The sequence below is a fragment of the Vibrio sp. QJM3NY_21 genome (assembly GCF_057785975.1).
Map to the genome: position 1 here is coordinate 1 of NZ_CM173513.1, position 22,176 is coordinate 22,176.

Genomic DNA, 22,176 nt, shown 5'->3' on the forward strand with positions numbered 1-22,176 from the left:
GTGTCATCTTCGCTTTGGTTGCAATGCTTGCAACAGCTTCAAGAAGAGTTACCAGCTACAGAATTCAGTATGTGGGTACGTCCGTTACAAGCGGAGCTCAATGGTAATACTCTAACTCTATTTGCACCAAACCGATTTGTACTCGATTGGGTGCGCGATAAGTACCTAAATAGCATTAACCGTTTGCTACAAGAATATTGTGGTAATGATATCCCGCATCTTCATTTTGAGATTGGAAGTAAACGAGTCATTGCTCCAAGGTCTGAGGCTATCGCCCCTGCTCGTACACGTACCGCTGCTGATGTAGCTGCTGAGTCGTCTGCACCTGCGCAGCTGCAAGCACGCAAACCAGTACACAATATCTGGCGTGATGAAGAACCTGTAGCAGTTGACCTTAATCACCGTTCAAACGTGAACCCAAAACATAAGTTCAATAACTTTGTTGAAGGTAAGTCGAACCAACTGGGTTTGGCTGCGGCACGTCAGGTTTCTGATAACCCAGGAACCGCTTACAACCCGTTGTTTTTGTATGGCGGTACTGGTTTAGGTAAAACGCACTTGTTGCATGCGGTGGGTAACGCCATTGTTGATAATAAGCCGAATGCTAAAGTGGTTTACATGCACTCAGAGCGCTTTGTTCAAGACATGGTGAAAGCGCTCCAAAACAATGCGATTGAAGAATTTAAGCGCTACTACCGTAGTGTTGATGCATTGCTTATCGATGATATCCAATTTTTTGCTAACAAAGAGCGCTCTCAAGAAGAGTTCTTCCATACCTTTAATGCGCTGCTTGAAGGCAATCAACAGATCATCCTAACGTCTGACCGTTATCCAAAAGAGATCAACGGGGTAGAGGATCGTCTTAAATCCCGCTTCGGTTGGGGTTTGACGGTTGCGATTGAGCCACCTGAGCTTGAGACTCGTGTGGCGATCTTGATGAAGAAAGCAGAAGACCACCAAATTCATCTTGCGGATGAAGTGGCGTTCTTTATTGCGAAGCGTTTACGCTCTAACGTTCGTGAGCTAGAAGGCGCATTGAACCGTGTTATTGCGAATGCAAACTTCACTGGCCGTCCGATCACGATCGATTTCGTGCGTGAGGCACTGCGTGACTTACTTGCCCTGCAAGAAAAACTGGTCACCATTGATAACATTCAAAAGACAGTCGCTGAATACTACAAAATCAAAGTCGCTGATCTATTATCTAAACGTCGTTCTCGTTCTGTTGCTCGTCCGCGCCAATTGGCGATGGCACTGGCTAAAGAGCTGACTAACCACAGCTTGCCTGAGATTGGTGATGCATTCGGTGGCCGTGACCACACGACCGTGCTGCACGCTTGTCGTAAAATTGCTCAGCTGCGTGAAGAGAGCCACGACATTAAAGAAGATTATTCGAACTTGATTCGTACCCTTTCTTCTTAATACACAGTATTCTTAACCTTAATAAGCAGAATCTTGGCCACGTACTATGACGCAGTGCCATTTAGACCGTAAGAGCAAGATATGAAATTTACCATTGAACGTAGTCACCTGATAAAGCCATTACAACAAGTATCTGGCGCACTCGGTGGCAGGCCAACGCTTCCAATTCTAGGAAACCTACTGATTAAAGTAGAAGATAACGTGTTGTCGATGACAGCGACGGATCTAGAAGTTGAATTGATCAGCCGTGTAACGCTTGAAGGTGATTTCGAAGCGGGCAGCATTACCGTACCTTCACGTAAGTTCCTAGATATCTGTCGCGGTTTGCCAGATAGCTCAGTGATCACTGTGGTATTGGATGGTGACCGTGTTCAGGTTCGTTCTGGTCGTAGCCGTTTCTCATTGGCAACATTACCTGCGGCAGATTTTCCAAATATTGAAGATTGGAGCAGTGAAGTTGAAGTGTCAGTGACACAAGCTGAATTGCGCGGTCTTATCGAGAAAACACAATTCTCAATGGCGAACCAAGACGTTCGTTACTACCTCAACGGTATGTTGTTTGAGATTGAAGGTTCTATCTTACGTAGTGTTGCAACTGATGGTCACCGTATGGCGGTATCTCAAGCGCAACTGGGTGCTGATTTTGCTCAGAAGCAGATCATTGTTCCTCGTAAAGGTGTGCAAGAGTTGGTGAAGCTACTCGATGCTCCTGAACAGCCAGTAACGCTGCAGATTGGTAACTCTAACGTGCGTGCTGAAGTGAACAACTATGTCTTCACTTCTAAGCTGGTTGATGGTCGTTTTCCTGATTATCGCCGCGTAATGCCACAAAATACCACTAAGACATTAGAAGCCGGCTGCGATGAGTTACGTTCAGCGTTTTCTCGTGCTGCGATTCTGTCGAATGAAAAATTCCGTGGTGTTCGCGTTAATCTTGTAGATACCGAGATGCGTATTACGGCGAACAACCCAGAACAAGAAGAAGCGGAAGAAGTGCTAGACGTCACCTTCGACGGTGACGCGCTAGAGATTGGCTTCAACGTAAGCTACGTATTGGATGTATTGAACACACTGCGTTGTGAACAGGTTCGAATCTCAATGTCAGACGCGAATGCGAGTGCGTTGATTGAAAATGCACAAGATGACAGCGCGATGTACGTTGTTATGCCGATTCGTTTGTAACTGTGTTTATTTATACATTATGTTTGCTTATCAACAACGTTTGTCTATCGAGCCGTGATTGAAGATTAATATGAAGACGTTATGCCTTTATCGCGCTTAATCGTAAAGCAGTTTAGAAATATTGAAGCCTGTGACATTCAACCGTCATCAGGCTTTAACTTTCTTATAGGGGCTAACGGAAGCGGCAAAACCAGCGTCCTTGAAGCGGTGTATCTGCTCGGACATGGTCGCTCGTTCAAAAGCTCCTTAACCGGTCGTATCATTCAAAATGAGTGTAGCGAACTGTTTGTCCATGGCCGTTTTATGACCTCGGATCAATTTGAGCTGCCAATTGGCATTAATAAGCAGCGCGATGGCACCACAGAGGTTAAAATAAGCGGTCAAACTGGGCAAAAATTGGCTCAGTTAGCCCAAGTCTTACCTTTGCAGTTGATTCACCCCGAAGGGTTTGATTTACTAACCGATGGACCTAAGCATCGTCGCGCATTCATTGATTGGGGAGTCTTCCACAGTGAGTCGGGTTTTTATGATGCTTGGGGCAGGGTAAAGCGCCTCAATAAACAGCGTAATGCATTATTGAAAACGGCGACGAACTATCGAGAACTGAGCTATTGGGATCAAGAATTGGCCCGTTTAGCTGAAAGCATCAGCCAGTGGCGTGCCACTTACGTTGAACAGCTTAAAGAAGTCGCCGAAGAAATTTGCGCGACCTTCTTACCTGAGTTTGAGATAAAGATTAACTACTATCGAGGTTGGGATAAAGACACCCCATACGCCGAGATATTAGAAAAGAATTTTGAAAGGGATCAGCAGCTTGGTTACACCTTCAGTGGGCCAAACAAAGCGGATCTAAAGATAAAAGTGAACGGCACTCCAGTGGAAGATGTCTTGTCACGAGGTCAGTTGAAGTTGATGGTGTGCGCGCTACGAGTAGCACAAGGGCAACACCTCACTCAAATGACAGGTAAGCAGTGCATCTACTTGATAGATGACTTTGCTTCCGAATTAGATAGCCAACGCCGAGCACGTCTTGCTGAGTGTTTAAAGGCGACCAAGGCTCAAGTTTTTGTAAGCTCTATTACCGCTGATCAGATTGCAGATATGCATGACGAAAATAGCAGGATGTTTCATGTGGAACATGGCAAAATAGAGCAAGGATAATTAGTCAGAGAGTAACTATGTCAGATAATTACGATTCATCGAGTATTAAAGTACTGAAGGGTCTGGATGCGGTACGTAAGCGTCCTGGAATGTACATTGGCGACACGGATGATGGTACCGGTCTGCACCACATGGTTTTTGAGGTGGTAGATAACTCTATTGATGAAGCACTCGCTGGTCACTGTAATGACATCATCGTAACTATCCATGAAGATAGTTCTGTGTCAGTAAGCGATGACGGCCGTGGTATTCCAACTGAATTGCACCCAGAAGAAAAAGTATCAGCAGCAGAAGTAATCATGACGGTTCTTCACGCTGGTGGTAAGTTCGATGATAACTCGTACAAAGTATCTGGTGGTCTGCACGGTGTTGGTGTTTCAGTAGTTAACGCACTTTCTAAGCAAGTTACTCTGACTATCCATCGCGGTGGCAAAATCCACACTCAAACATACTGCCACGGTGAGCCTCAAGCGCCACTAGCGGTTGTAGGTGACACGGACAAAACAGGTACAGAGATTCGTTTCTGGCCGAGTGAAGAAACCTTCACTAACATCGAGTTCCATTACGATATTTTAGCTAAGCGTTTACGCGAGCTATCATTCTTGAACTCAGGTGTATCAATTAAGTTAATTGATAAGCGCGAAGAAGACAAAATGGATCACTTCGAATACGAAGGCGGTATCCAAGCGTTTGTTGAGCACTTAAACACCAACAAAACACCAATTATCCAGAAAATATTCCATTTCGATCATGAGCGTGAAGACGGTATTACCGTTGAAGTTGCGATGCAATGGAATGACGGTTACCAAGAAAATATTTATTGTTTCACCAACAACATCCCTCAGCGTGATGGTGGTGCTCACTTAGCGGGTTTCCGTGGTGCACTAACACGTACATTGAACAGCTTCATGGACAAAGAAGGCTTCTCGAAGAAAGCGAAGACTTCAACATCAGGTGATGATGCTCGTGAAGGTTTGACGGCGATTGTTTCGGTGAAAGTGCCAGATCCTAAGTTCTCAAGCCAAACTAAAGACAAACTGGTTTCTTCAGAAGTGAAGTCTGCGGTTGAGTCTACAATGGGTGAGAAACTGTCTGAGTTCTTAATTGAGAACCCAGGTGAAGCGAAAATCGTTTGTTCGAAAATTATCGATGCAGCACGTGCTCGTGATGCAGCGCGTAAAGCTCGTGAGATGACACGTCGTAAAGGCGCATTAGATTTAGCGGGTCTTCCAGGTAAACTAGCTGACTGTCAGGAAAAAGATCCTGCACTGTCTGAACTGTACATTGTGGAAGGAGACTCTGCTGGCGGATCAGCTAAGCAGGGTCGTAACCGTAAGAACCAAGCAATCCTACCGCTTAAAGGTAAAATCCTTAACGTAGAGAAAGCACGCTTCGATAAAATGCTGTCTTCTCAAGAAGTCGCAACGCTCATTACAGCACTTGGTTGTGGTATTGGTCGTGACGAATACAACCCAGATAAATTGCGTTACCACAACATCATCATCATGACCGATGCCGATGTCGATGGTTCTCACATCCGTACTCTGCTACTGACGTTCTTCTACCGTCAAATGCCTGAACTGATTGAACGTGGTTACATCTACATTGCTCAGCCACCGCTTTACAAAGTGAAGAAGGGTAAGCAAGAGCAGTACATCAAAGATGAAGATGCGATGAACCAGTATCAAGTATCTTTGGCTTTAGACAATGCAGAATTGCACGTAAACCCTGAAGCACCTGCGTTTACTGGTGAAGGCTTAGAGAAGCTTGTTCATCAATACAATGCAGGTATTAAGCTGGTTGATCGTATGAGCCGTCGTTACCCACGAGCACTGATTCACGAACTGATTTATGTACCTCGCCTAACCGCTGAGCAGTGTCATGATGAAACGGCAGTTGAAGCTTGGGGTAAGCAGCTTGTAGAGCAGCTAAATGGCAAAGAAGCGGGTGCGAGCCAATACTCTCTTGAAGTTGAAAAACACGAAGAGCTAGGTTTAAGCGTTCCTAAGATTGTAGTACGTACACACGGTGTAACTCATGAGCACGTACTCAGCATTGACCTTATCAACTCGAAAGAGTTTGGTAAGCTAGCAGACCTTTCTGAAGCGCTTGACGGCTTGATTGAAGAAGGCGCTTACATCAAGCGTGGTGAGCGAACTCAAGCGGTTTCTAGCTTTGTTGAGGCTCTGAACTGGTTAGTGAAAGAGTCTCGTCGTGGTCTGAGCCTACAACGATACAAAGGTCTAGGTGAGATGAACCCTGATCAGCTTTGGGAAACGACAATGGATCCTGAAACTCGTCGTATGATGCAAGTAACGATTGAAGATGCTGTTGGTGCTGATCTGTTGTTTACTACGTTGATGGGCGACCAAGTAGAGCCTCGTCGTAACTTCATCGAAGAGAATGCATTGAAAGTAGCAAACCTAGACGTTTAGTATCTTTGATACTTTGCTTTTTCGCTTAATTTCTGTGTCAGAGGTGCTCACATACATTCGTATGCTCCGCGCCTCTTCCTTGAACTAAAACGAAATAGCTTCGTCTCAAAAAACTAAATTTGTTATTAAAAAGACTGCCAAAAATGGCGGTCTTTTTTGTTTTTAAGTGATTGAAAAATATTGAGTTGAAAAAATAATTGAAAATAATCCCTTGAAACTATTTTGCTCAATCCACATATCTAGTTGTGAAGAGGATGACTGTCTTGCTCTACAAGAGAAGAAACAGAACCTTCATAACCGTTGCTAGAGTATCGCTCAATAGAGGATAACTTTGGCAGCACACAACTTAAAAATTGATTCATTGCCATGTCCCAGCGTTGTCGCCAATAGAGGTGAAACCCGAGGAATGCGAATTGAATCCCTTAGCTGTTTACTGGATCACTCACAGGTTCGATCTCAGTAAAAATCACGGCTAAGACTATTGCTTACTAAAAGGATAGCATTATGAGAACTGTAGATTTCACTCCACTTTACCGCAACGCAATCGGCTTCGATCGTCTATTCAACATGATGGAAGCGAACACGTCGAAAAATACTTCTGGCGGTTACCCTCCTTACAATATCGAGCAAAAAGACGAGAACAATTACCGTATTACTATGGCAGTCGCTGGTTTTGCAGATGATCAATTAGACCTTACTCAAAAAGAGAACATGCTAATTGTTAAGGGTGAGCGTAAAGCAGAAGCCGAGAAAACTTTCGTATATCAAGGTATCGCAGAGCGCGATTTCGAGCGTAAATTCCAACTGGCTGACTATGTAAAAGTGGTGGGCGCAAGCATGGAAAATGGTCTTCTTCACATCGACCTAGAACGCGAAATCCCAGAAGCGATGCAACCGCGTAAGATTGCTATCAACGGTAATGGTCTAATCGAAGGCTAATACCCGTCATACTTGAAGCTACAGCGTTGTTGACGTCGTAAATTCCCCCTAATCACATAGGTTCCCTATGCTCATCGGGTTGAATTTTCTAGTCGCCTAGCTGAACCCCCAATTATTTAGGGTATTCAAGTGACAAAAACTATCGGGAAGTAGAAGTGAAAGAGCACCAATACCTTGAAGAAGGATGGTGCTCTTTTTGTATTTGGCCTACAGTAACCTAAAAGGTCTTATTGCTGTTCTGAGTAAGCCTTTTTCACTTCTTCAGCAATGATAGCAATGCCTTTCTGCATCGCTTCATCATCTTGTACGTAGTTCATACGCAAGCACTGGTGAGCATGATCCCACTCGTCTTCTTGGCCGATAAAGAAGTATTCACCCGGAACAATCAATACGCCACGAGCTTTGAGGCGATCGTACAGCTCCATGGTGGTAATCGGCAGCTCATCAAACCATAGCCATAAGAAAATCGCGCCTTCAGGCTTGTGGATACGGAAGCGAGGGTCATCGATCGCTTCTTGTAAGAGCTCAACTGCACGTAGAGATTTATCTTTATAGAAAGGTTTGATTACCTCGCTGCTTAAGCGCAGTAAATCGCCTTTTTCAATCATGTGGTTAGCAATCGCAGGGCCAACACTATTAGGTGCTAGGCTGATAATGCCATTCATGTTGGTCAGTGCTTGTGTTACTTCTTCGCTCGCAATCACGATACCGCAGCGCACGCCTGGCAAGCCAAGCTTGGATAGGCTCATGCATAGAATCGTATTTTCATTCCAGAACGGTTCAACATCTTCAAAGATGATGTTTGGAAACGGTAAGCCGTAAGCATTATCGATCAGCAGAGGAATGTTGTTTTCACGCGCTAGCTTATCCAGTTTACGGACTTCTTCGTCGGTTAGTACGTTGCCGGTTGGGTTAGTTGGACGAGAAGCACAGATAGCCGCTACTGAATCATCAACCTTGAGCTTTTCAAAATCGACGTGGTATTTGAACTGTCTGTTTTCAAGCAACTCTATTTCTGGGTGATATGAGATAAATATATCGTCATCAATGCCAGCATCGCCGTAACCGATGTACTCAGGCGCGATTGGCAGCAAGATTTTCTTGTGTGAGCCATCTGGCTGCTGACCTGCTAACAAGTTGAATAAGTAGAAGAAGCCACTTTGGCTGCCATTAGTTAGGCTAATGTTCTTCTCACTGATGTCCCAGCCGTAAGTATCTTTTAGCATTGTAGCTAACGACTTGATGAAGCTGTCTTTGCCTTGCGGACCATCGTAGTTGGCGAGGGCGGCGATGAGTTCTCCACTGGCGAGCATGTCGGCACTGGCTTGGTTAAAGTAATCGAGCATGGCTGGGATAGCGGCTGGGTTGCCACCACCGAGCATGATTGCGCCAGGAGTGCGCAGGCCATCATTCAAATCATCCATTAAACGAGTGATTCCAGAGTATCGATTAAATTTTTCACCAAACTTAGAGAACTGCATTACTTATTTTACCTAATTCATTGTGATTGCTTGTTATGTGTCATTAAGGCAGACCTTATGTCTACCAACAGTGTATTCCTTGAACATACCGCAATGTTTTTGCGACGCATAGCGCCAAATGCTCTAACACGAAAAAAACTTCTATAAAGTTTAACTAATGAGTGTCTGCTTTCTTATTGAACGAGTGTTTCGTGATCAAAAAAAGGAGAAGCCTAAGCTTCTCCTTTTAATTCCTGTGGGTTATTTCAATCAGCGCTTACTTTGAGCCAGTATAAACGACTAATACCTTGTCATCTTGGTATTGGCGTTCGAACGCATAGTAGCCCTTGCTGCTACGGATGATGTGCTTACCTTGGGCTACCGCTGGGTGGCGTTGGCGGAATTGGCCAAGCGCTTGCCAGTGTTCCAGCAACTCTGCTCGTTCACCTGTGATTTGATCCCAAGGCATATTAGAGCGAGTGCCTTGCATTGGGTCGGAGCCTGTTGGGCCGAAATCACGAGCGATTTCATCACCGTAATAGATCTGCACTGCACCGGGAGCCAGCATCAACGCGTTTGCAGCTTTGGTCTGTTTCGCAAAGTCGCTGCCATGTTGTGTCCAGAATAGGGAGGTGTCGTGAGACGATAGGTAACTCAGTACGTTGAATTCGCTGTCGTTGTTGATCTTCTCTGCGTAACGAAGGTAATCAGCATCAAGATCGGATAGGCACTTGAGCGCCTTTGGTGCGATATCACTCTGGAATTCAAAGTTTATGATCGAATCAAAGCCGTTAGCAAAATAGTCTGATTTGACTACGCTGTGTGCCCATACTTCGCCTGTCATCCAAAAAGGTAGGTCATCCAGGGCTTTGTCTGGGTTGTTTTGCTTCCATTCTGCAAGCGCTTGGTTAGTGCTCTTTTTAAGCTCTGCCCACGCGTCTAACTCAACGTGCTTGGCGGTATCGACTCTGAAACCATCGACACCGTAGTCGCGCACCCAGTCAGACAACCAAGTGATGAGATGCTCTCGAGGTGTTTTGAGTTCATCCGTGGCGCTGGTGGACTTGTTGCGATAGAAATTAGGTAGCCCGGTTGTCTCTGTCGATTCTGTTTTGAAATCGGGTAGATGAGCCAAAGACATGGTGAGGTTGTTGTACCCCGGTGAGTCATAAGCGCCGATATCACTGCGCAACCACGCTTTACCCCACCACTTTTCCCAAGCGTCTTGGTCGCTGTAGGATATGAAGTTATTGAAGTAGTGCCATTTTTGACCTGCCTTTGGTTGCCAGTCGGTCCAGTTCTCACCAAGCGTTTGTTTAGCTTGGTCATCGGTCAGGTTGAGTTTACCAAAATCGAACTCTTGCATGTCGGCAAGTGTTGCGTAACCCGTGTGGTTCATTACCACATCCCAAACGACACGAATGCCTTTGCTGTGTGCTGTATCGATGAAGGTTTTCAGCTCGTCTTCGGTACCCATGTTGTCATCGAGCTTAGTCCAATCTTGATGGTAGTAGCCATGATAGCCGTAATGTTTGAAGTCACCGCGATCACCACCGCCAACCCAGCCGTGGATTTGCTCTAGTGGAGAGGTAATCCAGATAGCATTGGCCCCGAGCGATTCAATGTAGTCGAGCTTTTCGGTTAAGCCTGCTAGGTCACCACCGTGGAAGGTGCCGATTTCATCTTGTCCATCTTGACTGCGACCATAGCTATTGTCGTTGTCAGGGTTACCGTTGTGGAAGCGATCGGTCATCACGAAGTAAACCGTGGCGTTGTCCCAACTAAAATCAGCTTTGGTTTCTGGTTCTACTTTCTCTAGTAGCAGAACACCTTGGCTGTTTTCTGCAGGCTGCATGGTGACGCTGCCATTAGTTACTGTGACTTGTTTGCCTGAAAGAGCGTCTCTTACCACGGTGCCATCATCAAAGGTTTGAGCAACATCGATAGTGGTTGGCTGATCACTAGGAACCGGACAAGCAAAGCTTTGTACTTGTTGCTGCTTTGGCTTTACTTGAACCGTCAGCTCATTAGTCTGAGGGTTGAGCGTAAATTGGTAGGTGTTAGCACGAAAGACCTTAATATCAATTTCAGATTTATCGGCGCAGTCGTCTAGGCGAAGGGGCTTATTGAATTTGATGCGGCTCTCTTCAGCCAGCGCAAAGTTGGTACCACAGGTATTTTGAGTATCGCTGATAGAGAAGGTATAGCTACCTTTAGCGAGTTCCTGTTCAGCAATAACTGTGCCTTTACCTGTTGATTCAAATACGACAGTGTTGTTATCAATTGTCAGCAATAAGCTGTCATCACTGGTTTGGCTGCATGCGCTGAGTGCGAGTATTGAAAGCGCGAGTACTGTTTTTTTCATTGTTCCCTTCCCCTGAATAAACAGGTTATTTATAGCAAACAATGCCCTCTACAGTCTGAGTGCTGATTCATTCAGTTAATCAATAACACCTCTACAAACAAATGCTTGGTTCACAAAAACAAAAAGGGAAGCTTTCGCTTCCCTTTGGGTGTTTACAGTTAGTTACTCAGAGTATGACTTAGAGCAACAATCTCACTCGTGCTTATTTTTGCAGTAGAGAGATGTCAGCAATCTGTAGGAACAGGTTACGTAGGTTGTTCAGTAGCGTTAGACGGTTCTTCTTAAGCGCTTCGTCATCAGCCATCACCATTACGTTATCGAAGAATGCATCAACGGGTTCACGTAGGTCAGCAAGCTTGCTTAGGGCTTCTTGGTAGTTGCCTGTCGCGAATGCTGGTTCCAGTGCTTCCGTCATTACTTCAACGTTTTCAGCCAGCGCTTTCTCTGCGTCTTCTTGAAGAAGAGCTAGATCGATTTCTGCTGGTAGTTCGCCATCGAATTTCGCAAGGATGTTACCTACACGCTTGTTCGCTGCTGCTAGTGCTTCTGCTGCTTCCAGTTCACGGAAGTGAGAAACCGCTTTAACACGTTGGTCAAAGTCAGCTGGCTTGGTTGGACGACGTGCTAGTACCGCTTGGATGATATCAACGCTGAAACCAGCATCTTGGTACCATGCGCGGAAACGACCTAGCATGAAGTCGATAACGTCAGCTTCTACGTTGTCGTTAGTTAGCTTGTCGCCTAGTAGCTCTTTCGCTTTACCGATTAGATCAGTTAGGTCTAGGTTGTAGCCGTTTTCAACGATGATACGTAGCACACCTAGTGATGCACGACGTAGAGCGAATGGGTCAGAACCTTTTGGTGCTTGGCCAATACCGAAGATACCTACGATAGTGTCTAGCTTGTCTGCCATTGCTACAGCAGAAGATATGCCAGTGCTTGGTAGTGTGTCACCTGCGAAACGAGGCATGTACTGCTCGTAAAGTGCCAGTGCTACTTGCTCGTCTTCACCATCGTGCGTTGCGTAGTGCATGCCCATCACACCTTGAGTATCCGTAAATTCGAATACCATTGATGTCATTAGGTCACACTTAGCCAGTAGGCCTGCGCGCTTAGACTTTTCAACGTCAGCATCGATTTGCTCAGCAATGTAGCCTGCAAGTTCTGTGATGCGGTCTGTTTTGTCTTTGATAGTGCCCAGTTGCTTCTGGAAGATAGCTTGATCTAGTTCAGCAAGACGGTCGATAAGCGGGCGCTTACGGTCGGTGTTGAAGAAGAATTCAGCATCAGCAAGACGTGGACGTACAACTTTCTCGTTACCTTCGATAACGTGACGAGGCTCTTTAGACTCGATGTTCGAAACGAAGATAAAGTTCGGTAGTAGGTTTTTCTCTGAATCGTATACAGGGAAGTACTTCTGGTCGCCTTTCATGGTGTAAACCAAAGCTTCAGAAGGCACTTTTAGGAACTCTTGCTCAAACTTAGCAGTAAGCACTACTGGCCATTCAACCAAAGAGGTAACTTCTTCAACAAGGTCATCTTCTAGGTCAGCAATACCGCCAACCGCATCTGCTGCTTTTTTAGCATCAGCAAGAATGATCGCTTTACGCGCATCGTAATCTGCCATTACTTTACCGCGCTCTTCTAAGATCGCAGGGTATTGGTCAGCAGAGTCGATAGTGAACTCTTGTTCGCCCATGAAACGGTGGCCACGGATAGTACGAGCAGAAGCTACGCCTAGGATTTTGCCTTCAACAAGCTCATCACCTAGTAGTACTGTCAGTGTTTTCACTGGACGGATAAATTGGATGTCTGAGTTACCCCAGCGCATTGCTTTAGGAATGGGTAGGCCAGCCAGTGCTTTCGCAGCGATGTCCATTACCAATTTTTGAACTGGTTTGCCAGCCACTTCTTGTTTGAAAAGAAGCCACTCACCTTTGTCTGTTTTCAGACGGTCAGCTTGCTCAACAGTAATGCCGTTACCACGAGCCCAACCTTGTGCAGCTTTAGTCGCGTTGCCTTCAGCATCGAATGCTACAGAAATTGCAGGGCCGCGCTTCTCAACGACTTTGTCTGCTTGGCCTTCAGCCAGGGCGGTCACTTTAAGTGCTAGACGACGAGGTGCTGCGTACCACTTGATGCCTTCGTGAGAAAGCTCAGCCGTTTTAAGACCTGCTTCAAAGTTAGAAGCAAAGGCTTCTGCTAGAGAACGAAGTGCCGTTGGTGGAAGCTCTTCCGTACCCAGTTCAATTAGAAAATTCTTCGCCATGATTATTTACCTTCCTTTTCTTCTACAGATCGGCACATTGGGAAGCCAAGTGCTTCACGTGACGCGTAGTACGCTTCTGCAACAGCTTTAGTCAGGTTGCGGATACGAAGGATGTAACGTTGACGCTCTGTTACAGAGATAGCTTTGCGCGCATCAAGGATGTTGAATGCGTGACCTGCTTTTAGAATGCGCTCATAAGCTGGAAGCGGCAGTGGCTTCTCAAGCTCAAGTAGCTCTTTACACTCTTTTTCGCACTGGTCGAAGAAAGTGAATAGGAAATCTACGTCTGCGTGCTCGAAGTTGTATGTTGATTGCTCAACTTCGTTTTGGTGGAAGATGTCACCGTAAGTCACGTTAGAACCGTCTGGTGCTACGTTCCATACAAGGTCGTAAACAGAGTCTACTTCCTGGATGTACATTGCTAGACGCTCGATACCGTAAGTGATCTCGCCAGTTACAGGCTTACACTCAAGGCCGCCAACTTGTTGGAAGTAAGTGAATTGAGTCACTTCCATACCGTTTAGCCATACTTCCCAACCAAGACCCCATGCGCCTAGCGTTGGGTTTTCCCAGTTGTCTTCTACGAAGCGAATATCGTGAACAAGCGGGTCGACACCAAGAACTTCAAGAGAGCCTAAGTACAACTCCTGGATGTTATCTGGAGAAGGTTTTAGAGCTACTTGGAATTGATAGTAGTGCTGCAGGCGGTTCGGGTTTTCACCGTAACGACCATCGGTCGGACGACGAGAAGGTTGAACGTATGCCGTAGACATTGGCTCTGGGCCAAGTGCACGTAGACATGTCATTGGGTGAGAGGTGCCAGCACCTACTTCCATATCTAGTGGTTGAACAATGGTACAACCGTTTTGTGCCCAGTAATCCTGCAGCGCGAGGATCATTCCCTGGAAGGTTTTGATATCGTATTTTTGCATAGTCAGGTTCGCGCGATTCTTTTAAATGAATGAGAAAAATAACCTCTGAGTATACCGAGATATTGGTAAAGCGAGTAGGGGTAATCTTGTTTAATTAGTGGTCTAAAATGTCGTTTAGTGGATTTTTTTGCCTTTAATGTTTGTTTTTCGGCACAAGTGGATATTTTGATAACTTTGACACTTGTGTTTGAAAGCGTGGGTGATTAAAATCTCGCGGTCTTTGGGGAGTAGCTTACTTATTCATATCCTATTGAATGAGTTCGTCCGTCAACATAATTGATGCAAAATCATCATGGCGTTCGAGGCAACCACCACCTTGGTGGTGCTTAGCAAGACCTTAGACAAGCATCGTGAACCGGGATGGGGCGCGAGGTTTGTCTTTGGTTAAATATAATAATCTCCGTCCCAAATGAGCATGTCGTGAGCGTTTTAGCAATTTCAATTACAACTGTCGCCTTAGCCGAGATCGGTGATAAGACTCAGTTGCTATCCCTTTTATTAGCCAGTCGATATCGCAAGCCGATACCTATTATCGCGGCTATCTTCTTTGCCACCATTGCCAATCATGCTCTTGCTGCATGGCTCGGTGTCGTTATCGCAGATTACTTATCTCCTGAAATCTTAAAATGGGTGCTGGTGGTCAGTTTCATTGCGATGGCGGGCTGGATTCTGATTCCGGATAAATTGGATGACGATGAGCAGATCTCGAATCGAGGCCCATTTGTCGCCAGCTTTATCGCTTTCTTTATTGCTGAGATTGGCGATAAGACTCAGATTGCGACCTCCATTCTAGGGGCTCAATATTCGGATGCATTAACGTGGGTGATTCTCGGCACTACCATTGGTATGTTGCTGGCGAATGTGCCAGTGGTGATCATTGGTAAGTTATCGGCAGATAAGATGCCTCTTGACCTGATTCGCAAGATCACGGCTTTGTTATTCGTGGGTTTGGCTATCGCAGCGGCGTTCTATTAAGCGGTGGTATTGAGTCTTATTATACTCAACCAGTGGAGTAATGTGTTGTAGGTCATACTCTTACAGTATTGTGGGGTTTATCGAGCAAATGGACATATAACTGTCATACTTGTCATGATATTTTAACCTTGTGAGTTAAGAACACGAGGGCATGATTATGTTGACGCGTTATATGGGTATTACTCCACAAAGCCAAAGTTATCTATTTACCTTTGGTCTTGCACTTACACTATTAGGCATGGTGTTGACGGACATGTGGCTACCAATGGTGGCTGGTTCGATGATCATGACCGGGCTTGCAGTAGAAGCCTGGATTCGGGTCGCGCATATTATTCCTATGCGCAAAGATATCCGAGAAATTCAGCATCAGCTTGAGCATCTGCAAAACAAGTCTAGAAACGAATAAACAAAAAGCCGCTCGTACTCTGAGTTCTGTTTAAGAACATAAGGTACGAGCGGCTTTTTTGATGCTTGATATTTAGGTGAGGCGTTATGCCTCCAACCCTTTTCTTATCAAATATTGGTAAGGCAAAGCTTCAGTCGCTTGGCCGACTAACTGATGATCCATAAAACGACAAAAGCTCGGAATATCACGAGTTGTCGAAGGGTCGTCAGCTTTTACCAGTAACACATCGCCATCCTGCATGTTTCTAATTGTCTTCCTGACCATCATTACTGGTTCTGGGCAACGCAGGCCTTCAGCTTCTAAAGTATGGGTTGCCAGTTCAGGTTTGAATGTCATGGTTTGTATCTCTATATCTATCTAACGAGTGAATAATACGTCTGCAGAAAAAATATGCAATAAGTGCTTGGCAAGTGGAGTCATTTCCTATAACTTAATTAACAAGTTGATAACAACTTGAAGCAAAGGCAACTAGCTAAGGAGTGGCGATGTTGACAGGATTAGATAGATTAACAATTTATTCAGTTCTCTGTTTTATTTCTTTTTGTGCGTTAGTACTACGCTCATCGACAGAGACCTCACTGATGCCAATATTTGGCATAATAGCAACGATTATTGGTATTTGGGTAGAGATGCGCCGTTGGCAAGTCATAGCCGAAGAGCAAGAACACTAACCCGAATACAACAGCGAATTCCGATACGACAACATTCCGACACTATCCCCAAATTTTCTTGGGCTTCCCCGCGTAATTGCGGGATTTTTTTTATCTAAAGCATGCTATAAACAACGTAGTGATCAATGACAATTGTATACAGCTAGGTAAGTGGCGTGGAATTAGAAGACATCTATCGTAGAGACCTAAATTTATTGGTCGCCTTAAAGGTATTGATTGAAGAAGGAAGTGTTAGTCAGGCTGCGATTCGGCTTAACTTAAGCCAATCAGCAACCAGCCGTGTATTGGGACGACTTCGAGAGTTACTCAATGACCCTCTGTTTACACGCCAAGGTCAGCATCTTATTCCCACCAAGAAAGCACTCGAAATCAGTCAACGTATTGATCAACCTTTAGAGTCATTCCGTCAACTGCTTAGCCCGAGTGATTTTGACCCTTACTATTGCAGTGAGCGTTTTCTGATCGCAACCACCGACTACGCGATGCAAACCATCTTGCCGTATGCGTTACCTAAGATTTACGAGCAAGCGCCTAATATTTCTTTGGAATTTGCGCCGCTGCAGCATGAGCATTTGTTTAAGCAACTCAGCACCGAACGTGTCGATATGGCTATTTGTCGCCCGAGTGGCAGCATCGCACCACTTCATCAAGAAGTATTGGGGCCGGTCGGTGTGTCGTGTCTGTTATCTAAAAACCACCCATTGGCGGATCAGCCTTTAAGCCTTGAAGACTATGTATCACTGCCGCACGCGATGATTGCGATCAGTGATGGTGTTAAGGCTTTACTTGATAACGCTTTAGCTAATCAACAGCCTCGCAAAATGGTGCTGCGTGCTTATCACCTCGAAGCCGCATTGGCGATTGTCGATAGGATGCCGTTGGTGATTACTGTTCCTGCCGATTTGGCTTATTTGGTTGCTGAGCGTTATGACTTGGTCGTCAAGCCGTTGCCATTTGAGTTTATGCCGTTTGATTACTCATTGATTTGGCACTCACGTTGCGATTCTTCAGCTTCGCAACAATGGTTAAGAAGAGTGGTTAAAGAGGAGTGTGGCGAATTGATTCAAAAGCGTATTGCGGATGTTGGCTTAGGTTAACTGGGACTTAGCTTTGGTTTACTCGATCCTAATGACAAAAACACAAAAGGGCTGATTACTATCAGCCCTTTGTTATTTTGGGTTATCCAAATCTAAAGCTGTTGCTTAAGGTTTGATAACTTTATGTTTGAGAATCTATAGTTTAATGACTACGCGACCAGTGATTTGACCGTTAGTGATGTCTTCTGCTGCTTGAATTGCACCGTCTAAAGACACTTCTTTGGTTGCTTGCGCGTAGAAAGACTCAGGTAGCAATTCCGCTAGTTGTTCCCACGCTTTAATACGTTTTTCACGAGGGCACATTACCGAGTCCACACCTTGTAGGCGAACGTTACGTAGAATGAATGGCATTACCGTGGTTGGTAAGTCAAAACCGCCTGCTAGACCACACATTGCAACCGCACCGTTGTAATCAATTTGCGCCAATACTTTTGCAAGTACTTTGCTACCTACCGTATCGATAGCACCAGCCCACAGTTGTTTCTCAAGTGGCTTTGCCGGTTCTTCTAGTTCAGCACGCTCTACAATGCGTGATGCGCCTAGTGATTTTAATAGCTCGCCATTTGCAGAAGCACGACCAGTAACCGCAGCCACTTTATAACCTAGTTGGTTTAGTAGCGTAATAGACACGCTGCCTACGCCGCCACTTGCACCCGTTACTAGGATTTCACCGTCTTCTGGTTTGATGCCAGCATCTACAATAGCTTGAACACAAAGCATTGCTGTAAAGCCTGCTGTACCAATAGCCATTACTTTTTTAGCGTCTAGACCTAATGGCATTGGCACTAACCAATCACCGTTTAGGCTTGCTTTCTCCGCCATGCCGCCCCAGTGGCCTTCACCAACACCCCAGCCAGTTAGAACAACTTCGTCGCCCGCTTTGTAGCGTGGGTCTTCTGATTGTGAAACCACACCAGAAAGGTCGATACCAGGAACCATAGGAAAGTTACGAACAATGCGTCCTTTACCTGTAATCGCCAAACCATCTTTGTAGTTCAAAGAAGAGTAACTTACATCAACCTTCACGTTACCTTCTGGTAATTGAGACTCATCAATTTGAGAAACTGACGCGATAGTTTTTTTGTCTTCTTGGTTTAGTACAAGTGCTTTAAACATGATCTGCTCCGTGGGAGGAATATTAGGAAACTGAAGTAACTTTAGTTGAATCACCGAAGAAAAAATAATGAAACATCAACATTGAGTCTATGCATTTTGTGCATAGATGTGAGTGGCGCTTTTTCTCTTGCTAAGTTCGCTGAACGAATCGATACATTATTGGACGCCGAGCAATAAAAAGTGCAGCTATATAAATATAGCTGCACAAATTATTACCCTACAAGTATTACAATCAACGAGCGCTATGGGCGTTCAAATACCGTTGCAATACCTTGGCCTAAACCAATACACATGGTTGCTAAGCCGTATTTCACGTCTTGCGCTTCCATTAGGTTAATCAGGGTTGTTGAGATACGAGAGCCAGAACAGCCTAGTGGGTGACCCAGTGCAATGGCACCACCGTTAAGGTTTACTTTCTCGTCAACCACATCCAGTAGACCTAGATCTTTCGCACATGGAAGAGATTGAGCAGCGAATGCTTCATTCAACTCAATAACACCCATATCTTCAATTGTTAAGCCTGCACGTTTCAGTGCTTTCTTGGTTGCTGGTACTGGGCCGTAACCCATGATTGAAGGATCGCAGCCAGCGATAGCCATCGACTTCACGCGAGCGCGAATCTTCAGGCCAAGTGCGTTGGCTTTCTCTTCGCTCATGATAAGCATTGCCGATGCACCATCAGACAGTGCTGATGAAGTACCTGCTGTTACCGTGCCATTTGCTGGGTCAAATACCGGGCGAAGCTGAGATAGACCTTCAACTGTCGTTTCTGGGCGAATGACTTCATCGTAATCCAGAGTGAACAGTGAACCGTCTGCTGCGTGAGCTTCTGTTGGCAGGATTTCGTTTTTGAAACGACCTTCAACTGTTGCTGCTTGAGCTCGAGCATGTGAGCGTGCTGCGAATGCATCTTGGTCTTCACGGCTAATACCGTGCATTTTACCTAGCATTTCAGCGGTTAGACCCATCATACCGGCAGCTTTTGCTACGTGTTTAGACATGCCTGGGTGAAAATCAACACCGTGGTTCATTGGTACATGACCCATGTGTTCGACACCACCGATTAGGCAGACTTCAGCATCGCCAACCATGATAGAGCGGGTTGCATCATGCAGAGCTTGCATAGATGAACCACATAAACGGTTGACCGTCACCGCACCAATCTCAATCGGTAGACCAGCAAGCAAAGCAGCGTTACGTGCAACGTTGAAGCCTTGCTCTAGCGTTTGTTGTACACAACCCCAGTAAATGTCTTCAATCTCTACAGGGTTTACTTCTGGGTTGCGCTCTAAAATGCCTTTCATCAAATGTGCAGACAGATCTTCAGCACGAGTGTGACGGAAAGCTCCACCTTTGGAACGTCCCATTGGGGTACGAAGGCAATCAACAACAACTACATTATTCATTTTGCTATTCCTTTTCCAAATGTGGGTTACAGAGAACTGGCTTGTTGACCGTCGTAAAAGCTTTCGCCTTTCGCTGCCATATCAAGCAATAGTTGAGGAACTTGGTACATTGCACCTAAGTCTTGGTAGTTCTTCGCCATTTCAACGAAGTTACCAATACCCACACTGTCTAAGTAGCGGAATACGCCGCCTCTGAATGGAGGGAAGCCTAAACCGTAAACCAGTGCCATATCCGCTTCTTGCGGTGTCGCGATGATGCCTTCTTCTAAACAAAGCACCACTTCGTTGATCATTGGAATCATCACACGTTGGATAATTGTCTGGTCATCAAAGTCTTGTGGCTGTTGGCATACGTCAGCCAGGATAGGAAGAATGTCTTCAGAGAAGGTTTTCTTCGGGCGACCGCGTTTGTCTACGCTATACGTGTAGAAACCGCTGCCGTTCTTCTGGCCGTATTTTTCAGCGACATAAAGCGCGTCAATCGCATCACGCTCTTCTTTACCCATACGCTCAGGGAAACCTTGCGCCATTACTGCTTGGGCATGGTGTGCTGTGTCTAAACCAACAACGTCTAGTAGGTATGCTGGGCCCATTGGCCAACCGAACTTACGCTCCATGACTTTATCGATTTTAGTGAAGTCAGCGCCGTCACGTAACAACATGCTGAAACCGCCAAAGTAAGGGAAAAGTACACGGTTTACGAAGAAGCCAGGGCAGTCATTAACAACGATAGGGGATTTGCCCATTTTCGCTGCGTAAGCGACTACGCGATTAATTGTTTCTTCTGAAGTATGCTTGCCACGGATGATCTCAACCAAAGGCATGCGGTGTACTGGATTAAAGAAGTGCATGCCACAGAAGTTTTCTGGGCGCTTTAAAGATTTCGCTAACAGGTTGATTGGAATCGTTGAGGTATTTGATGTTAGAACCGTGTCTTCACCAACTAGGCCTTCAACTTCGCTCAGTACTGCTGCTTTTACTTTCGGGTTTTCTACAACCGCTTCCACAATCACATCAGATTGTTCAACACCAGCATAATGCAAGCTTGGAGTAATAGAAGACAGAATACCTGCCATCTTGAATCCATCTAGGCGACCGCGTGATAAGCGTTTATTCAACAGCTTAGAAGCTTCGTTCATACCAAGGTCAAGAGACGCTTGTGCTATGTCTTTCATCATCACTGGCACGCCTTTCAGCGCAGATTGGTAAGCAATACCGCCACCCATGATGCCAGCACCGAGTACGGCAGCACGCTCAGTTGCTTTATTTGCAGATTTACCAGCCTGTTTTGCTAAGCCTTTAATGTATTGGTCATTAAGGAATAATCCAACAAGAGCTTTTGCTTCTTCTGATTTCGCTAGTTTAACGAAGTGTTTACGTTCGATGTCTAATGCCGCATCGCGATCGCTACGTGCTGCTTCTTCAATAGCAATAACTGAAGTAATTGGCGCTGGGTAATGAGGGCCTGCTTTTTGAGCAACAAGGCCTTTAGCCATGGTAAAGCTCATCATCGCTTCTAACTTACTCAGTGATAGCGCTGATGTTTTTTGTTTACGACGTAGTTGCCAATCGATTTTTTCATTTGCAGCCAGTGAAACAGTATTAATCGCTGACTCTAGTAGTTTGTCTGTATCAACAATCGCATCTAACAAGCCAATCTTAAGCGCTTCATCTGCGCGGCATGCTTTCCCTTGCGTGATAATTTCCATTGCGCTGTCTGCACCGATAACACGAGGTAGGCGCACACAACCGCCAAAGCCAGGCATGATACCCAGTTTTGTTTCTGGTAGACCTATGCTGGTGGTTTTGTCGCCAATACGGAAGTCCGTTGCGAGTACGCATTCACAGCCACCGCCAAGAGCATGGCCACGCATCATTGAAAGAGTTGGTACAGGAAGATCTTCGAGCTTACTAAAGATTGAATTAGCGAATCTTAACCATTCATCAAGTTCTGCTTCTGGCTTAGCAAATAGGCCAAGAAATTCAGTGATGTCTGCGCCTACAATGAACGCGTCTTTGTTTGAAGTTAAGATTAAACCACGTAATCCAGCGTGAGCATTAAGAGCATCTAACGCTTTGTCTAGTGATTCTAAAGTAGCGAGGTCGAGTTTGTTTACAGATGCCGGCGCGCAGAAGCTTAGTTCAGCGATACCATCTTGTAATTCCTTTACCTGTAGGGTGTTAGCTTGGTAAATCATTGTCTATCTCCATGACATACAATCCACGATTGTTTGAGAGAATCTTGTTATCTTTCTATTATTGTAGAATACCTGGTAAGACCAGTTATCTTAGTCTGTACCTCTGCCTGATTAATTTCAATACATTTTTTAAACAATTGTT

General features: G+C 45.4%; 18 protein-coding genes and 1 riboswitch. Of the genes, 9 read left to right on the forward strand and 9 right to left on the reverse strand.

All coding sequences use genetic code 11. From position 1 onward, the window contains the following. The 4 genes from dnaA to gyrB all read left to right on the forward strand — a co-directional run bounded on the left by dnaA (position 1) and on the right by gyrB (position 6,200). Complete coding sequence (dnaA, locus tag AC3CID_RS00005; protein WP_017081729.1) at positions 1-1,422, forward strand: chromosomal replication initiator protein DnaA; 1,422 nt, start codon at positions 1-3, stop codon at positions 1,420-1,422. A gap of 81 nt (positions 1,423-1,503) precedes the next feature. Then, entirely contained in the window at positions 1,504-2,604 is a 1,101-nt protein-coding gene (gene dnaN, locus AC3CID_RS00010) for a DNA polymerase III subunit beta (RefSeq protein WP_017073815.1), read from the forward strand. Positions 2,605-2,685: 81 nt separating this feature from the next. Continuing rightward, positions 2,686-3,765 (forward strand): DNA replication/repair protein RecF, encoded by a 1,080-nt coding sequence (gene recF, locus AC3CID_RS00015; protein WP_010433158.1) that lies wholly within the window; start codon positions 2,686-2,688, stop codon positions 3,763-3,765. A 17-nt stretch (positions 3,766-3,782) separates the two neighbouring features. After that, positions 3,783-6,200, forward strand: a complete 2,418-nt coding sequence (gene gyrB / locus AC3CID_RS00020; RefSeq protein WP_488526752.1) for a DNA topoisomerase (ATP-hydrolyzing) subunit B — start codon at positions 3,783-3,785, stop codon at positions 6,198-6,200. Between the two features lie 239 nt (positions 6,201-6,439). On the opposite strand, the gene AC3CID_RS00025 is transcribed toward gyrB, so the two are convergent. Then, the gene (locus AC3CID_RS00025) at positions 6,440-6,562 is read right to left on the reverse strand and encodes a hypothetical protein (protein ID WP_261809197.1); all 123 of its coding nucleotides are present in this window, start codon (positions 6,560-6,562) and stop codon (positions 6,440-6,442) included. Positions 6,563-6,704: 142 nt separating this feature from the next. On the opposite strand from AC3CID_RS00025, the gene AC3CID_RS00030 reads away from it, so the two are divergent. Then, positions 6,705-7,139: an Hsp20 family protein gene (locus AC3CID_RS00030; protein ID WP_473576493.1), complete on the forward strand. Its 435-nt coding sequence runs from the start codon at positions 6,705-6,707 to the stop codon at positions 7,137-7,139. A gap of 227 nt (positions 7,140-7,366) precedes the next feature. Here the strand turns inward: AC3CID_RS00030 and AC3CID_RS00035 are convergent, their stop codons facing one another. The 4 genes from AC3CID_RS00035 to glyQ all read right to left on the reverse strand — a co-directional run bounded on the left by AC3CID_RS00035 (position 7,367) and on the right by glyQ (position 14,165). Next, positions 7,367-8,620 carry a valine--pyruvate transaminase gene (locus AC3CID_RS00035; RefSeq protein ID WP_479275289.1) on the reverse strand — a complete coding sequence of 418 codons (1,254 nt, stop codon included), beginning with the start codon at positions 8,618-8,620 and terminating at the stop codon, positions 7,367-7,369. A gap of 256 nt (positions 8,621-8,876) precedes the next feature. Then, positions 8,877-10,964, reverse strand: coding sequence for an alpha-amylase (locus AC3CID_RS00040; protein ID WP_488526753.1), 2,088 nt, complete (start codon positions 10,962-10,964; stop codon positions 8,877-8,879). Between the two features lie 202 nt (positions 10,965-11,166). Next, positions 11,167-13,233 carry a glycine--tRNA ligase subunit beta gene (glyS, locus tag AC3CID_RS00045; RefSeq protein WP_114634135.1) on the reverse strand — a complete coding sequence of 689 codons (2,067 nt, stop codon included), beginning with the start codon at positions 13,231-13,233 and terminating at the stop codon, positions 11,167-11,169. Between the two features lie 2 nt (positions 13,234-13,235). Then, the gene (gene glyQ, locus AC3CID_RS00050; RefSeq protein WP_004736678.1) at positions 13,236-14,165 is read right to left on the reverse strand and encodes a glycine--tRNA ligase subunit alpha; all 930 of its coding nucleotides are present in this window, start codon (positions 14,163-14,165) and stop codon (positions 13,236-13,238) included. A gap of 210 nt (positions 14,166-14,375) precedes the next feature. Further along, positions 14,376-14,493: riboswitch (yybP-ykoY riboswitch) on the forward strand. Between the two features lie 92 nt (positions 14,494-14,585). On the opposite strand from glyQ, the gene AC3CID_RS00055 reads away from it, so the two are divergent. After that, entirely contained in the window at positions 14,586-15,140 is a 555-nt protein-coding gene (locus AC3CID_RS00055) for a TMEM165/GDT1 family protein (protein ID WP_017077289.1), read from the forward strand. Positions 15,141-15,291: 151 nt separating this feature from the next. After that, positions 15,292-15,546: a hypothetical protein gene (locus AC3CID_RS00060; RefSeq protein WP_004736676.1), complete on the forward strand. Its 255-nt coding sequence runs from the start codon at positions 15,292-15,294 to the stop codon at positions 15,544-15,546. A gap of 84 nt (positions 15,547-15,630) precedes the next feature. Here the strand turns inward: AC3CID_RS00060 and tusA are convergent, their stop codons facing one another. Then, positions 15,631-15,882, reverse strand: coding sequence for a sulfurtransferase TusA (tusA, locus tag AC3CID_RS00065; protein WP_017055492.1), 252 nt, complete (start codon positions 15,880-15,882; stop codon positions 15,631-15,633). Between the two features lie 149 nt (positions 15,883-16,031). On the opposite strand from tusA, the gene AC3CID_RS00070 reads away from it, so the two are divergent. Together AC3CID_RS00070 and AC3CID_RS00075 are read left to right on the forward strand one after the other, a co-directional pair. Beyond that, positions 16,032-16,217 (forward strand): hypothetical protein, encoded by a 186-nt coding sequence (locus tag AC3CID_RS00070; protein ID WP_488526754.1) that lies wholly within the window; start codon positions 16,032-16,034, stop codon positions 16,215-16,217. A gap of 155 nt (positions 16,218-16,372) precedes the next feature. Beyond that, entirely contained in the window at positions 16,373-17,314 is a 942-nt protein-coding gene (locus AC3CID_RS00075) for a LysR family transcriptional regulator (RefSeq protein WP_048657790.1), read from the forward strand. Between the two features lie 135 nt (positions 17,315-17,449). Here AC3CID_RS00075 and acuI read toward each other — a convergent pair whose 3' ends face one another. The 3 genes from acuI to fadB all read right to left on the reverse strand — a co-directional run bounded on the left by acuI (position 17,450) and on the right by fadB (position 22,034). Continuing rightward, entirely contained in the window at positions 17,450-18,430 is a 981-nt protein-coding gene (gene acuI, locus AC3CID_RS00080; RefSeq protein ID WP_171309151.1) for an acrylyl-CoA reductase (NADPH), read from the reverse strand. A gap of 242 nt (positions 18,431-18,672) precedes the next feature. Then, positions 18,673-19,836: an acetyl-CoA C-acyltransferase FadA gene (gene fadA / locus AC3CID_RS00085; protein ID WP_488526755.1), complete on the reverse strand. Its 1,164-nt coding sequence runs from the start codon at positions 19,834-19,836 to the stop codon at positions 18,673-18,675. A gap of 26 nt (positions 19,837-19,862) precedes the next feature. Beyond that, the gene (gene fadB / locus AC3CID_RS00090) at positions 19,863-22,034 is read right to left on the reverse strand and encodes a fatty acid oxidation complex subunit alpha FadB (RefSeq protein WP_488526756.1); all 2,172 of its coding nucleotides are present in this window, start codon (positions 22,032-22,034) and stop codon (positions 19,863-19,865) included. Positions 22,035-22,176: the final 142 nt, after the last annotated feature.

Bases quoted from the DNA above. Each gene is read 5' to 3' on its own strand.
- glyS (WP_114634135.1), bottom strand. From the start codon at position 13,233: ATGGCGAAGAATTTTCTAATTGAACTGGGTACGGAAGAGCTTCCACCA.
- acuI (WP_171309151.1), bottom strand. From the start codon at position 18,430: ATGTTTAAAGCACTTGTACTAAACCAAGAAGACAAAAAAACTATCGCG.
- AC3CID_RS00070 (WP_488526754.1), top strand. From the start codon at position 16,032: ATGTTGACAGGATTAGATAGATTAACAATTTATTCAGTTCTCTGTTTT.
- recF (WP_010433158.1), top strand. From the start codon at position 2,686: ATGCCTTTATCGCGCTTAATCGTAAAGCAGTTTAGAAATATTGAAGCC.
- gyrB (WP_488526752.1), top strand. From the start codon at position 3,783: ATGTCAGATAATTACGATTCATCGAGTATTAAAGTACTGAAGGGTCTG.
- fadA (WP_488526755.1), bottom strand. From the start codon at position 19,836: ATGAATAATGTAGTTGTTGTTGATTGCCTTCGTACCCCAATGGGACGT.
- dnaN (WP_017073815.1), top strand. From the start codon at position 1,504: ATGAAATTTACCATTGAACGTAGTCACCTGATAAAGCCATTACAACAA.
- tusA (WP_017055492.1), bottom strand. From the start codon at position 15,882: ATGACATTCAAACCTGAACTGGCAACCCATACTTTAGAAGCTGAAGGC.
- AC3CID_RS00030 (WP_473576493.1), top strand. From the start codon at position 6,705: ATGAGAACTGTAGATTTCACTCCACTTTACCGCAACGCAATCGGCTTC.
- AC3CID_RS00060 (WP_004736676.1), top strand. From the start codon at position 15,292: ATGATTATGTTGACGCGTTATATGGGTATTACTCCACAAAGCCAAAGT.
- fadB (WP_488526756.1), bottom strand. From the start codon at position 22,034: ATGATTTACCAAGCTAACACCCTACAGGTAAAGGAATTACAAGATGGT.
- AC3CID_RS00035 (WP_479275289.1), bottom strand. From the start codon at position 8,620: ATGCAGTTCTCTAAGTTTGGTGAAAAATTTAATCGATACTCTGGAATC.
- AC3CID_RS00040 (WP_488526753.1), bottom strand. From the start codon at position 10,964: ATGAAAAAAACAGTACTCGCGCTTTCAATACTCGCACTCAGCGCATGC.
- AC3CID_RS00025 (WP_261809197.1), bottom strand. From the start codon at position 6,562: ATGAATCAATTTTTAAGTTGTGTGCTGCCAAAGTTATCCTCTATTGAG.
- glyQ (WP_004736678.1), bottom strand. From the start codon at position 14,165: ATGCAAAAATACGATATCAAAACCTTCCAGGGAATGATCCTCGCGCTG.